At 54.6% G+C, this 13,078-nt stretch carries 14 protein-coding genes; 5 read left to right on the top strand and 9 right to left on the bottom strand.

Annotation, left to right across the window (positions count from 1 at the left end; translation table 11 throughout):
- Positions 1–50: 50 nt before the first annotated feature.
- The gene (gene sulA, locus IEX01_RS03525) at positions 51–560 is read right to left on the bottom strand and encodes an SOS-induced cell division inhibitor SulA (RefSeq protein ID WP_024556960.1); all 510 of its coding nucleotides are present in this window, start codon (positions 558–560) and stop codon (positions 51–53) included.
- A gap of 218 nt (positions 561–778) precedes the next feature.
- Between sulA and IEX01_RS03530 the strand changes: the two genes are divergently transcribed.
- Positions 779–1,393 (top strand): TfoX/Sxy family DNA transformation protein, encoded by a 615-nt coding sequence (locus tag IEX01_RS03530; protein WP_024556959.1) that lies wholly within the window; start codon positions 779–781, stop codon positions 1,391–1,393.
- Here IEX01_RS03530 and yccS read toward each other — a convergent pair.
- Together yccS and IEX01_RS03540 are read right to left on the bottom strand one after the other, a co-directional pair.
- Positions 1,384–3,516 carry a YccS family putative transporter gene (yccS, locus tag IEX01_RS03535; RefSeq protein WP_024556958.1) on the bottom strand — a complete coding sequence of 711 codons (2,133 nt, stop codon included), beginning with the start codon at positions 3,514–3,516 and terminating at the stop codon, positions 1,384–1,386. The two genes, IEX01_RS03530 and yccS, sit on opposite strands and share 10 nt — an antisense overlap.
- A gap of 12 nt (positions 3,517–3,528) precedes the next feature.
- The gene (locus tag IEX01_RS03540; RefSeq protein WP_024556957.1) at positions 3,529–3,981 is read right to left on the bottom strand and encodes a YccF domain-containing protein; all 453 of its coding nucleotides are present in this window, start codon (positions 3,979–3,981) and stop codon (positions 3,529–3,531) included.
- Positions 3,982–4,106: 125 nt separating this feature from the next.
- Between IEX01_RS03540 and helD the strand changes: the two genes are divergently transcribed.
- Positions 4,107–6,161 carry a DNA helicase IV gene (helD, locus tag IEX01_RS03545; RefSeq protein ID WP_188723269.1) on the top strand — a complete coding sequence of 685 codons (2,055 nt, stop codon included), beginning with the start codon at positions 4,107–4,109 and terminating at the stop codon, positions 6,159–6,161.
- A 1-nt stretch (position 6,162) separates the two neighbouring features.
- On the opposite strand, the gene mgsA is transcribed toward helD, so the two are convergent.
- Together mgsA and csgI are read right to left on the bottom strand one after the other, a co-directional pair.
- Positions 6,163–6,621 carry a methylglyoxal synthase gene (gene mgsA / locus IEX01_RS03550; RefSeq protein WP_188723270.1) on the bottom strand — a complete coding sequence of 153 codons (459 nt, stop codon included), beginning with the start codon at positions 6,619–6,621 and terminating at the stop codon, positions 6,163–6,165.
- Positions 6,622–6,715: 94 nt separating this feature from the next.
- Complete coding sequence (gene csgI / locus IEX01_RS03555) at positions 6,716–7,381, bottom strand: curli synthesis inhibitor (protein WP_048888427.1); 666 nt, start codon at positions 7,379–7,381, stop codon at positions 6,716–6,718.
- Positions 7,382–7,562: 181 nt separating this feature from the next.
- On the opposite strand from csgI, the gene IEX01_RS03560 reads away from it, so the two are divergent.
- The gene (locus IEX01_RS03560) at positions 7,563–7,976 is read left to right on the top strand and encodes a CoA-binding protein (protein ID WP_024556953.1); all 414 of its coding nucleotides are present in this window, start codon (positions 7,563–7,565) and stop codon (positions 7,974–7,976) included.
- A gap of 29 nt (positions 7,977–8,005) precedes the next feature.
- Here IEX01_RS03560 and hspQ read toward each other — a convergent pair whose 3' ends face one another.
- Together hspQ and rlmI are read right to left on the bottom strand one after the other, a co-directional pair.
- Positions 8,006–8,323 carry a heat shock protein HspQ gene (hspQ, locus tag IEX01_RS03565; RefSeq protein WP_024556952.1) on the bottom strand — a complete coding sequence of 106 codons (318 nt, stop codon included), beginning with the start codon at positions 8,321–8,323 and terminating at the stop codon, positions 8,006–8,008.
- A 60-nt stretch (positions 8,324–8,383) separates the two neighbouring features.
- Positions 8,384–9,574 (bottom strand): 23S rRNA (cytosine(1962)-C(5))-methyltransferase RlmI, encoded by a 1,191-nt coding sequence (gene rlmI, locus IEX01_RS03570; protein ID WP_024560848.1) that lies wholly within the window; start codon positions 9,572–9,574, stop codon positions 8,384–8,386.
- Positions 9,575–9,668: 94 nt separating this feature from the next.
- On the opposite strand from rlmI, the gene yccX reads away from it, so the two are divergent.
- Positions 9,669–9,950, top strand: a complete 282-nt coding sequence (yccX, locus tag IEX01_RS03575; protein ID WP_024556950.1) for an acylphosphatase — start codon at positions 9,669–9,671, stop codon at positions 9,948–9,950.
- Here yccX and tusE read toward each other — a convergent pair.
- Positions 9,947–10,276, bottom strand: coding sequence for a sulfurtransferase TusE (tusE, locus tag IEX01_RS03580; RefSeq protein ID WP_188723271.1), 330 nt, complete (start codon positions 10,274–10,276; stop codon positions 9,947–9,949). The genes yccX and tusE overlap by 4 nt on opposite strands.
- Positions 10,277–10,381: 105 nt before the next feature.
- A complete protein-coding gene (gene yccA / locus IEX01_RS03585; RefSeq protein ID WP_024556948.1) occupies positions 10,382–11,041 on the bottom strand; it encodes an FtsH protease modulator YccA in 660 nt (219 codons plus the stop codon).
- A 269-nt stretch (positions 11,042–11,310) separates the two neighbouring features.
- On the opposite strand from yccA, the gene IEX01_RS03590 reads away from it, so the two are divergent.
- On the top strand, positions 11,311–12,930 hold the full coding sequence (locus IEX01_RS03590; protein ID WP_024560847.1) for an ABC transporter substrate-binding protein: 1,620 nt from the start codon (positions 11,311–11,313) through the stop codon (positions 12,928–12,930).
- The last annotated feature ends 148 nt before the right edge of the window (positions 12,931–13,078 follow it).

Here is a 13,078-nt window from a genome sequence, read left to right on the forward strand (position 1 = left end):
AGGCCTCTGTAAGGGGCAAAAAATGATGCTAAGATTAGTCTTAAATTAACTTAATGATACAAACTTGAGTGAATTTTTAACCCTGAGCGAGGTCGATGACCCTCGTGAGTCGCCAGGGTAGGGCGCATCAGAAAGCCCATTGCGTTTCCCTTTTCCGCCGCTTCTGTCAGGCGGCGATATTCATCATCGCTAAGATCGCGTGATAGCCAGCCTATCACCACGCTATAGTTTCCCGTTTCGAGCGCGCGAATCATCGAACTAATCGTCAAATGGGGATCCATCTGGCTGACCTGCATTACTTTTGTTAAAGGCAAACCCGATGCCTGAACCCACTGACGGCTCAGGCGCTGTTGCGGCGTCAGCCACAACTGCCAGCGAGACTGCTGGCCTAACTGCTGAAGCAGCGGCAATAAAACCAGTTGTGTCATCCACGGCTGGTCTTCTCGATACATCACTTCACTTATCAACCCTTTCATTTCTACGTCTGCCGTTGTGTTTGCCGTGTTAGCAGCCATCTGGCGACCATTTACTGCGCGATGTTGATGTTGAGAAAAGTACATAAGAGATCCAGCTCCGCAGGTTACTGTATGCATATACAGTACTGCCGGAAGGGACAAAGATCAACCTAAATTTCTGAAAGCGCCTCGCAATTTTGATTTGCAATCGAATGTAATGGTGACTTTAGGATTGCCGAAGAGAGATAAGTTGCATATGTTCCAGTTAGCGGAAGAACTAAGAGGGAATTTTTTCATTAGTGTTTGATATGAAAGGGATAATCATGAATAAAATTTCTAAAGATACTATCTGTAACGTACAGCGTGCGCTTTCATCTCTGGGCCAGATCCGCAGCCGTGCCTTGTTTGGCGGCTATGGCTTATCGATCGAAAACACCATGTTTGGCATGGTAGCCGATGGGGGCTTTTACCTAAGAATGAGTGTCCTTTGTGCAGAACAAAGCTGGATGCGCAATGCTGAACAGCTGACATTCACGCGTCGCGGCCGTTCAATAGCATTAAATTATTATCTTGTCGGGGACACGTTATGGAATAACCCCATCCAACTGCGAGAACAAGCCTGGATTTCTCTTGTAGGAGCACAGCATGAACGGGCGCAGCGAGAGACAGAGAGGCGATTGAAGGATTTACCTAATCTCACGCTGCAAATGGAAACGCTGCTGTGGGAGGCTGGCATCAAAAACGTTGAAATGCTGCGCGCCTGCGGAGCTAAAGAGAGCTGGTTAAGGCTACGGAAAATTAATAAGAACCTGGGACTGAAAATACTGTATGCGCTTGAAGGCGCCCTATCCGAAACGCATGAAGCGGCGCTCCCGGCGGATATTCGCCGGGAACTTAACGAGTGGTTTCAGCGTTACTCGAAACCGCTTCACTCCTGAGGTATCTGCTGCTGAAGTCGGCTTATTTCCGGCAGCAGTGAAATAAGCAGACCTATTTGCTGCAATACCAGCGGTTCTTTGCTGTCTGGACGGGGTTCAATCTGATTGATGCGCTGCGCCAGGTCATTAAGCGCGTGCTGGACTTTTACTTCATCGGCAGGCTGATGGTGCAGCGCATCATCCACATAGCAAACGGCATCATCAATCAGGGTCAGGACTTCCGTCCGTTCAAGCTTCTCACGATGCGCCCCGAGGGCTGAAATATAACTGGTAAAGGTATGGTTCAGACAGAGTAAACGAAACGCGGCATCCCGGAGTTCAGGAGTCGCTTTCGGTTCGCTCGACATGTTTGATACCACCGAAGCCAGTTCAGCATCGCGGTTGTGCGCATCACGGCGTGCGATACGGTATTCCAGGCGGTTGTCACGTCCCTGGTGATATTGTTCAAGAATGGCGTCCAGGTAACGGCAGTTAGCATTCAGGGCGCGCTCCAGCACCAGCGGGAGACGGCGGAAGCGCCAGTCAGGCCAGATAAACGTCACTGCCGCCCAGGCGATAGCGCAGCCGATCAATGTATCTACAATACGCGGAAGCGCGACCTCGAATCCCTCACCGAGCAGGTTAAAACAGAGCAGCACCAGCAGCGTAATAAACATGGTGGCATGAGCGTATTGCACGGTGCGGAAAACAAAAAACAGCACCCCTGTCACCACAATCAGCACTAATTGTCCTTCAAGCGAAGGCACAAAATAGAGAATGGGCAGGCCCAGGGCGACGCCAATCAACGTACCGATGACGCGTAATGCCAGACGGTGCCGGGTGGCGTTGTAGTTGGGCTGGCAAACAAACAGACTGGTAAGGAGGATCCAGTAGCCATGGTGCAGACCGGTCAGTTGAATAAAGGCGTAACCCACGCAGAGCACAACAGACATACGCACTGCGTGTCGAAACAGCGCCGATTCCGGCGTAAGGTTGCGGCTCAGGCGTTCGCGAATATCGCTGAACCCGTGCAGACTGTCATCCGCCAGACGGTTTTCATTCTCGCTACCAGGTGTTTCCAGCCACTGCTCCGATTCAATAGAGGCAAGTTGCGCATCGATAGCCCTGAGGTTAGTGAGAAGAAAACCCAGCGCCTTCATTTCAGCGGCAGAAGTCCCGGACGCCTGGACGCGGTCAAGCGCTGCCTCCAGATGAGTAAAAGCCCGCTCAAAGCGAACGTCGTGCTGATAATGGGTACGCAACAGAATGGATTGCGCCAGTTGCTGGCAGGCGCGGGACTGCATTGAAAGCAAACGCTGGAAGCGAAACATGATATCGCTGTAACGAAACTTATCACGCAGCGCCTGATACTGAATATGAGATGAGCTGGCCCGTTCGTGGATATCCTGCGCCGCAAAATAGTAATGAAGCGTGCGGCGCGTTCCACGTTGTCCGCGATCGCCTCGCAGGCGGGTAAGCAGCGAGGCTTTGGTCTGGTTCAGCGTACCCACAAGCTGGCTATTCGCCATGGCGAGGTCAAGCATCGGCACCTGGCTTTCATTTTCAATATCCGGATCAAAGAAGCGGGATTTGATATCCAGATAGTGCGCCAGCTGTTCATAGCAACGCGCAAGGTTATCCTGCAGGGGACGGATAGGGAAAATCAGATGGCCTGCCAGCGTTAACAGGTTATACCAGACTGCTCCGGCCAACAGCAGCAGCGGCTGTTGGTACCAGTGCTCATAAAGCGAAACGCCGAGCATGGTATAAACGGCGGTAAGCAGTGCCCCAAAAGCGATAGTGGCGTAGCGTTGACCAAGGCCCCCCAGCAAAATAAAACCACTGGTAGAGAGCGTTAGCCCCAACGCGAACAGCCATGGCCAGGGAAAAAGCAGTTCCACTGAAGCGGAGGCGATAAAAAAGCTAATCAGCGTAATAATCAAATTGCGCAAGCGACCGGTCAGCCGATCGTCGAGATCGGTGAGCGCAGCGGCCACCACGCCAAGCGTTAGCGGAATCGTCAGCTTAACCTCGCCCAGCCACCACGGCAGGGCCGCCGTACCGCTAAGCGCAATAAAGATGCGCATGTTATAAAGCCAGACGCTATTCCAGGTATAGCGGCGAAGCAGGGGGCTCAACATAATGGCAACCGATCCTTACTTCGACTGAAAATGGCGATAAGCGTTAGTTTCACGGGCCGCCTGAGCCGTTTCTACGGAAACCACGCGACGCCCGACCGGCCAGAGCGCAATGGCGGCAATTTTGAAATTCGCAATGCCCACCGGAATGCCAATCACCGTAAGGCACTGGGCGATGCCGGTCGTGATATGCAGCAGGCAGAGCCACCAGCCAAACAGCACCAGCCAGACAACGTTCAGCAGCGTACCACCTGCATTCAGCACGGCGCTTTTACCCTCCGGACGCAGTTCATCCACATGAATCGCTTCATTACCGTAAGGCACCAGCGACAGCTTGGTTATTTCCCAACAGGAGCGAGTAAGCGGCAGCGTAATAACCAGCACCATGCTTACCACCGTCGCCAGCAGCCAGGAGAGCGTTGTGAGAAAACCACCCAATACAAAATTAAGAATATTAAGAACAGTACGCATAGGACCTCTGTGTGCGTGCCGAAAGAAAATCAATAACCACAGCAATTGTAACGCGTTTTGGGTCTGGAGCGTCATATCCGCGGAGGGTAAACTGCATGCACTCTAAAAGTCTCTCTGGCAGCCTCATGGAACTGAAAGCAACTTCTCTGGGAAAACGTCTCGCTCAGCACCCTTACGATCGGGTGGAAATTCTCTCCGCAGGGGTCAAAGTTTCCGGCGATCGGCATGAATACTTGCTGCCTTTTAACCAGCTATTAGCCATTAACTGCAAGCGCGGTCTGGTATGGGGCGAGCTGGAGTTCGTATTGCCGGACAATAAAGTGGTGCGATTGCATGGCACCGAGTGGAGCGATACGCAGCGCTTTTATCATCATTTACAAGCGCTCTGGCAACAGTGGAGCGACGAGATGAGCGAAGTGGCGGCGGGCGTGCTTCAGGCAGAGCTTACGCGCATCGCAGCGCAGACGGGTGAAGAAAAATGGCTGCGGCGCAAGGAACTGGAAGGCGTGCAACAACGCATTCGCGACGCTTTTAGCGCTTTGCCATTGCCGCTGTCGCGTCTGGAAGAGTTCGATAACTGCCGCGATCTCTGGCGTCAGTGCCAGGCCTGGTTAACAAATATAGACGCCGCGCGGCTGGCGCATAACCAGTCTTATACGGAAAAGATGCTTGAAAAATACGCTGATTTCTTCGCAAGCGTCGAAAGCGCGCCGCTTAACCCTTCACAGGCGCGCGCGGTAGTGAATGGCGAAACGTCGCTGCTTGTGCTGGCAGGCGCTGGCAGCGGTAAAACTTCGGTGCTGGTGGCCCGGGCAGGCTGGCTGATGGCGCGCGGCGAAGCGCTGCCTGAGCAGATTTTGCTGCTGGCGTTCGGGCGTAAAGCGGCGCAGGAGATGGATGAGCGCATCCGGGAGCGGCTGCATACCGAAGAGATTAGCGCCCGTACCTTCCACGCGCTGGCGTTGCACATTATTCAGCAGGGGAGTAAAAAAGCGCCAAAGGTCAGCGAGCTTGAGAATGACGCTGAAGCGCGTCATGCGCTGTTGATTGACGCCTGGCGTGAGCAGTGCCAGCAGAAAAAAGCGCAGGCGAAAGGCTGGCGGCTATGGCTTGAAGAGGAGCTGGAGTGGGAACTGCCGGAGGGCGATTTCTGGCAGGACGATCGTCTCGCAAGGCGGCTCGCGGGCAGGCTTGATCGTTGGCTTGGGTTAATGCGTATGCATGGCGGCTCGCAGGCGGAAATGATCGCAGATGCCGACGAAGCGGTGCGCGATGGCTTCCAGAAGCGCGTAAAACTGATGGCGCCACTGCTAAAGGCGTGGAAAGCCGCGCTGAAAGCCGAGGGCGCAGTCGACTTCTCAGGGCTGGTTCATCAGGCTATCAACGTGCTGGAGAAAGGCCGCTTTATTAGCCCATGGAAGCACATCCTGGTGGATGAGTTTCAGGATATCTCTCCCCAGCGTGCGGCGCTGCTGGCGGCGTTGCGTCGTCAAAATTCCGGCACCTCGCTTTTCGCCGTAGGCGATGACTGGCAGGCTATTTACCGCTTCAGCGGAGCGGAGTTGCTGCTGACGACATCTTTCGCTCATCATTTTGGCGAAGGGGACAATTGCGCTCTCGACACCACCTATCGCTTCAACCAGCGTATTGGCGAAATCGCCAATCGTTTTGTGCAGCAAAACCCACATCAACTGGCGAAACCACTGAACAGCCTGACCCCGGGAGATAAAAAAGCGGTAACGCTACTGGCGCAAAATATGCTCGAAGCGCTGCTGGATAAGCTGAGCGGTTTTGTGAAACCGCACGAGCGGGTGCTGGTGCTGGCGCGCTATCACCATCTGCGCCCGGCGGAGCTGGATAAAGCGGCGACGCGCTGGCCTAAGCTGCCGCTTGAGTTTATGACGATTCACGCCAGCAAAGGCCAACAGGCGGATTACGTGATTATCGTTGGTTTGCAGGAAGGGCGAGAGGGGTTCCCGGCGCCTGCGCGCGAATCAGTCATGGAACAGGCGTTGTTGCCGCAGCCGGAAGATTTCCCTGATGCCGAGGAGCGGCGCCTGCTTTATGTTGCGTTAACCCGGGCGCGTCATCGCGTCTGGCTGCTTTATGATAAAGAGGCGCCATCTTGTTTCGTCGACGAATTGCATCAGCTCGGCGTACCGATGGCGCGAAAACCGTAATTTATTTCAGGCGCTCGGCGAGGTAGCGCGCGTAATCCGGAATCTGGATCGCCACGCTATTGCGAAAGTCGGGCGACTGAATAATAAAATCGGCCGTAGAGACGTTAGTGGCGACCGGGATATTCCAGACGGTGGCCAGCCGCAGCAGCGCTTTGACGTCCGGGTCGTGCGGTACGGCGTTAAGCGGGTCCCAGAAGAAAATCAGTACGTCGATTTTCCCTTCGGAAATCATGGCCCCGACCTGCTGGTCGCCGCCCATCGGGCCGCTCAACATGGCGTTCACATTAAGCGCGGTAGCGCGCTGGATAAGGTTGCCGGTAGTGCCTGTCGCATAGAGCGTGTGATGTTCGAGGATCGCTTTGTGTTGCTCAACCCACTTCATCAGCGTCGATTTACAGTGATCGTGCGCCACCAGCGCAATGTGCTTCTCGGCGGCAATAGTGCGTGTGGTTAATTCCATAGCAGTTTCCAGAAAGTAAGAATGGCTACAGCTTACTGAAAGTGGCCAGGGCTGCAAGCGAAGCGCAGCAAAAAGCCGCTGCTATATGAGGAAATCAGGAGGAGGGTTGCTGTTTCGCCCACTCCATAAAGCGGGAGCGGGTGGTCGCGTCCGCCTGCTGATACCAGTATTTCAGGCGCTGCTCGGTCAGCGTTTGCGAATGCGAAACCGGCGCGTCAAGCTCAGAGACGCCTGAAAGCAGCGTACTGTCGTCCGCAACCATACTGACGAAGCGCGGCATGGCGGCGGCTTTACCGGAGCGGTTATAACGGCGGACATCACGTTCATAATTGAGCCCGTTAGCGGAATCGGTAACCGGCAGAACATCAAGCTTAATGGGGATATCATTAGCCGAGCCGTCCAGAAGTTGCAGCTGCGGCGCTGTATCAAAACGCTGGCTCTCCCGTTCGGTTTCAATTCGCGGCAGGCTAAAGTTAACCTGGCTTACGTCGCGCGTATCGAAACTGACAATCAGAGCGGGAGAAATCCACAGTCGCTGTTCATGAGAAGAGGTATGCACCGTTTTTTCCAGGCGAAACACCAGCTGGTGCGGCCCGTTATCCAGTTCAAGGCTGTCGGCGCCTCGCAAAAGCGAGCCTGAGACTTTCTTGCCGTCCAGTACCAGCAGATCCACATCGCCTGAAAGGTGAAGCGTGGTGGCATAGCCTGAAGCCGGTATCCACACCGTAAAAAGGAATGCCGCGATCAGGCCAAATCTCATGGTTAACTCCTGTTCATACCCGTGCCTTTGTTGCCTTAAGATGTGTCAAATTTTTACAGAAATAACGCTTCATAACCTATACAGCCTGAAGAGAAAAAGCCCTCATGCATCCGTATGGGAATGATGGAGAGAAGGGCGTCTTTGGCATACACTTGCTCTATTATCCGAGGGGGAGGGGAATATGAAAGAGGCTGATATTGCAGGTATTTTGAAAAACACCCAGACCATCGCGCTGGTGGGGGCGAGCGACAAACCCGACCGTCCAAGCTATCGCGTCATGGCCTACCTGCTTGACCAGGGTTATCACGTCATCCCGGTTTCGCCGAAAGTGGCGGGCAAGACGCTGCTGGGCCAGCAAGGCTACGGCACGCTGGCGGAGATCCCGGAAAAGGTCGATATGGTGGACGTATTCCGTAATTCGGAAGCAGCATGGGGGGTTGCGCAAGAGGCGATAGCGATAGGGGCGAAAACCCTCTGGCTCCAGCTTGGCGTGATTAACGAACAGGCGGCGGTGCTGGCGCGCGACGCCGGGCTTAATGTCGTGATGGACCGCTGCCCGGCGATTGAAATTCCCCGTCTGGGGCTGGCGAAATAACAAAAAACCCGGCTTTGCCGGGTTTTTACTTAGTTGCGCAATCGCGGCGCCTGAAGCTGCTGGCGTATGGTTCGCGCCAGTTCATCCAGCGAAGGCTGCTCGGGATGTTCAGCCTGAGTTTCGCTGCTTAACTGGGCTTCGGCAAGATAAGTATGAACGGGCTGGCCGTCATCATCTTCCATTACCACATGGTACCAGGGGGCGGCGCGAAGGTCGGCGTTAACGGCCAGTTCATCCGCTGTGGGTTCATCAAGAGAGTATTCAGGATCAATATCCACCACTACCCCGAGATAACCCAGCAGAGAATGACGGACCTGCTGACCGATACCGAATTTGCTGGCTATCATAGTCCCCTCCCGGAAAACGTTACTCCGCACAGATATGCGGGCAACTTTTTCTCTTTCAAGTTACATGACGCGACAGGCAAACCCTTTCAGATAAAGCCCTTCCGGGTAGCTCGCCAACACGGGATGGTCAGCGGCCTGACGGAACTGCTCTATAAATTGTACATCACGACCAGCATCTGTTGCGGCATCGGCGATGATTTTCTGAAATAAATCGGTGGTCATCAGGCCTGAGCAAGAGAAAGTCAGCAGCACGCCACCCGGGTTAAGCAGTTGAATAGCCAGCATATTAATATCTTTATAGCCGCGGCAGGCGCCCATCAGCTGGCTCTTGTTTTCCACAAACTTAGGCGGGTCCATAACAATAACGTCGAATTTCTCGCCCTGGTCGCGATATTTGCGCAGCAGTTTGAAAACATCGTCACGCTGGAACTCCGCTTTGCTGAGGTCAAGGCCATTCAGTTCAACGTTTTGCCGGGCGACATCCAGCGCCTCTTGCGAAGTATCTACGCTTATTACCTGGCTGCAGCCGCCCATTAGCGCGGACACCGCAAAGCCGCCGGTATAAGAGAAACAGTTCAGCACGCGCTTATCGGCCACGTAGCGGCGGGTCGCAAAGCGGCTGTCGCGCTGGTCAAGATAATACCCCGTCTTGTGTCCGCGCTGGATGTCCACCAGCAACTTCATGCCATGCTCCTCAATCGGCAACAGCGCTGGCGGCAGGTCGCCGCTGACCGGGCCTTGCGCTAATTCCAGCCCCTCTTTTTTACGTACCGCCACATCGGAGCGATCGTAAATTGAACACTGAGGATAGAGCGCCTGCAGCGCGGAAACCAGCGCCGGGCGTTGATATTCGGCGCCGGCGGAAAGCAACTGCAGCACCAGGAAGTTGCCAAAACGGTCAATAGTGACGCCTGGCATGCCGTCCGATTCGCCGGCAATCAGGCGATAGCTGTCGAGACCATCGCGCTCCGCCAGCCAGTCGCGCCACTGCTGCGCCTGCTGAAGGCGACGGGTAAAGAAGGCGATATCGATAGTTTCGTCGCGATCGAACGTCCAGACGCGGGCGCGGATCTGCGAAGCCGGGGACAAGGCGCCGCGCGCCAGCCATTTACCCTGATGGTCGACGATATCGACCGTTTCACCGGCAGAGGCTTTGCCTTCAAGACGCGCGACGGCGCCGGAAAAGACCCAGGGGTGGCGGCGCAGCAGAGATTTCTCGCGCCCTTTGGCTAACACTAAACGTACACTCATAATTTGCTATGCTGCTCTGTAAAGAAAATGGGCGACATTCTCCTGACTCTGGCCGGGAAATGCAATTAAGCCCGCCAGTTTAAGGAGAGAGGATATGTCGACAGTATGCACTATTGCCTGGGTTCACGGCCTCGTTCAGGGCGTTGGCTTTCGCTACAGCACGCAGCATGAGGCGCAGCGGCTGGGGTTGACCGGTTATGCCCGTAATCTGGACGACGGCACCGTTGAGGTGGTCGCCTGCGGCGAAGCGGAAAAAGTGGAACAACTCATCGCCTGGCTGAAGGCGGGCGGGCCGCGCAGCGCCCGGGTGGAAAAAGTGTTGACCGAGCCGCATCAGCCCGGCCGCGAATGGACCAACTTCGGCATTCGCTATTAAATACACTTCACGGGTTTAGGCAGGCCGGCGATTTTGGTCGCCTGCTTAGCCGGGCCTTTCGGGAACAGACGGTAAAGGTAGCGGCTGTTGCCTTTCTCTTCGCCAAACTTATTGGCCATCGCCTTTACCAGCATGCGGATAGCCGGTGAAGTATTAAACTCCAGATAAAATTCGCGCACGAAGCGCACCACTTCCCAGTGCTCTGGCGACAGGGCGATGCCCTCTTTTTCGGCGATGACTTCCGCCAGCCCTTCGCTCCAGTGACTGGTCTCTTTCAGATAGCCTTCGCTATCGGTCTCTATTTCTTTGCCTTCAAACGTCAACATACATTCCGGACCCGTTCGTCAAACGGCGTGCAGTGTAGCAAATTTTCCGCCCGCCAAAAACAAAGCCCCGCGAAGTGCGGGGCCAGGTTAGAGAGTCAGTGACGCTTAATCGCGGCTGGCGAAGCCCAGAATGCTGAGCAGGCTGACGAAAATGTTATACAGCGAAACGTACAGGCTGACCGTTGCGCGGATATAGTTGGTTTCGCCGCCATGAATGATATTGCTGGTCTCAAACAAGATGGCGCCAGATGAGATCAGAATAAACACCGCGCTGATAGCCAGATGCAGCGCCGGCAGCTGCAGGAAAATATTCGCCAGCATGCCGATAAGCACCACCACCACGCCCGCCATCAGCATGCCGCCGAGGAAGGACATATCCTTGCGCGTGGTCAGTACGTAAGCCGAGCAGGCGAAAAACACCAGCGCGGTGCCGCCCAGCGCCAGGGCAATCACATCCCCCATACCTGCTGAAAGATAAGTATTCAGCACAGGACCGAGGATATAACCGAGGAAGCCGGTGAAGGCGAACGCGGCCAGAATGCCGGTGGGTTTATTCGCCAGGCGGTAAGTCAGGAACATCAAACCATACATCCCGACCAGCGTCAGGATAAGCCCTGGCGAGGGCAGCATCAGCACCGTACTGGCGGTGGCGGTAATGGCGGAGAACGCCAGCGTCAGGCTTAAAAGGAAATAAGTATTGCGCAGCACTTTATGAGTACTGAGCAGCGACTGTCTGTCGCGAGCAGAGGTAATTATGCGATCCATGAGTCATTCTCACATTGCAGGGAATCAGTGGTTGAGCATAGAGCCAGAAGGCCCGGCGGCAAAAGCGGTTTTACCCATCTTTACTCAGTTTTATCCGAATAAAAACAAGCATTTTACAGCCGCAAAAACGCTTACGCCTGGCGGAAGTCAACTACCAATAAATAATCAGATCTCCCTCTTATAGGTGACTGAAAATTATTGCTTTCGCTGCTATGCGCAACTAAGAGTGTTAACGACCCCTTATTCAAACAAAAGGTGCGTAAAAGATAATGAATCAACACTCACGATTGATGGCTTTACTTGCGGCGGGGATCGCCGCTGCCTGTTCCGGCGCTTATGCCGCCACCGTGCCGCAGGGCGCTGCGCTGGCGCAAAAGCAGGAGCTGGTGCGTAATAATGGTAGTGAACCCGCCTCGCTGGATCCGCATAAAGTGGAAAGCGATGTGGAGTTCAATATCATCAGCGATGTATTTGAAGGGCTGGTGGCGGTAAAGCGCGACGGTTCTATTGAACCGCGGCTAGCGGAAAAGTGGGACAACCAGAACAACACCGTCTGGACATTTCATCTGCGAAAAGGCATTACCTGGTCTGACGGTGAGCCGATGACGGCGGAGGATATCGTCTGGAGCTGGCAACGACTCGTTGACCCGAAAACGGTCTCTCCTTATGCCAGCTATCCGGCGAATATGAATATTGAAAACGCGGCGGATATCGCTAATGGCAAAAAGCCTCCGTCGTCGCTTGGCGTAAAGGCGCTGGATGATAACACCGTGCAGGTGACGCTGACCCAGCCCACCGCGGCGTTTCTTTCCATGCTTGCTCACCCCTCGCTGGTGCCGATTGATAAAACTGCGGTACAGCGCTTCGGCGATAAATGGGCGCGGCCGGAGCATTTTGTCGGCAGCGGCGCTTATAAAGTGGTTGACTGGGTCGTCAATGAAAAAGTGGTAGGGGAGCGTAACAAGCGCTACTGGGATGATGCCCACACCGTCATCAATAAAGTCACCTGGTTGCCCATCTCTTCGGAAACCGCCGACGTTAACCGCTATAAAGCGGGTGAAATTGATATCACCAACACCATTCCCATTAACCAGTTCGCCCAGCTAAAGAAAACGCTGCCGGAAGAGGTGCACGTCTCGCCGCTGCTCGCTACCTACTATTACGAATTCAACACTTCGCGCCCGCCGTTTAACGACGCCCGCGTACGCCGCGCGCTCAATATGGCGCTGGATAAAGACATTATCGCCGATAAGGTGCTGGCCCAGGGACAGCGTCCCGCCTGGGTGCTGAGCCAGCCGGAGATCGGCGGCGCCAAAATCGCACCGCCGGACTACGCCAGTTGGCCGCGAGAGAAACGCATTGCCGAGGCGAAAAAGCTGCTGGAGGCGGCGGGCTTCAACGCTCAGCACCCGTTACAGTTCAACCTGCTCTATAACACGATGGAATCGCACCAGCGCATCGCCATCGCCGCAAGCTCTATGTGGCAGAAAAACCTGGGCGTGAAGGTGAAGCTGCAAAACCAGGAGTGGAAAACCATGCTCGATACCAAGCACACCGGTAATTTTGAGGTGGTGCGCTACTCCTGGAACGCGGATTACGATGATGCCTCCACCTTTCTGAATAACTTCCGCACCGGCGATAGTCAGAATACCTCCCGCTTTAGCAACGCGGATTATGACAACGCGCTCGCGAATGCGGCGAAAGCGGCCGATGCGGCAGAGCGCGGCAAATACTATCAGCAGGCGGAAACCATTCTGGCTGAGGAAGCGCCCGCCATTCCGCTCTACCACTATGTGCGCACGCATCTGGTCAAACCCTGGGTCGGTGGGTTTTACTCGAACAACCTTGGGTATTTCTATACCAAAGACATGTACATCCTGAAGCATTAAGGCTGCAGGCCTCGTCACGGGGCCTGATTTTTTTGCTGTAAAGTTGTTCACTTTGTTGTTATTTCAGGCGAATAAGGTTTTTTTGTCTGTTTTTGCGGCAAACGAACGCATTCGGGCTTTACAGGCCGCATGGGGATGTTTATAGTTC

The sequence above is a fragment of the Franconibacter daqui genome (assembly GCF_014644275.1).
GTDB classification, from domain to species: Bacteria; Pseudomonadota; Gammaproteobacteria; order Enterobacterales; family Enterobacteriaceae; genus Franconibacter; species Franconibacter pulveris.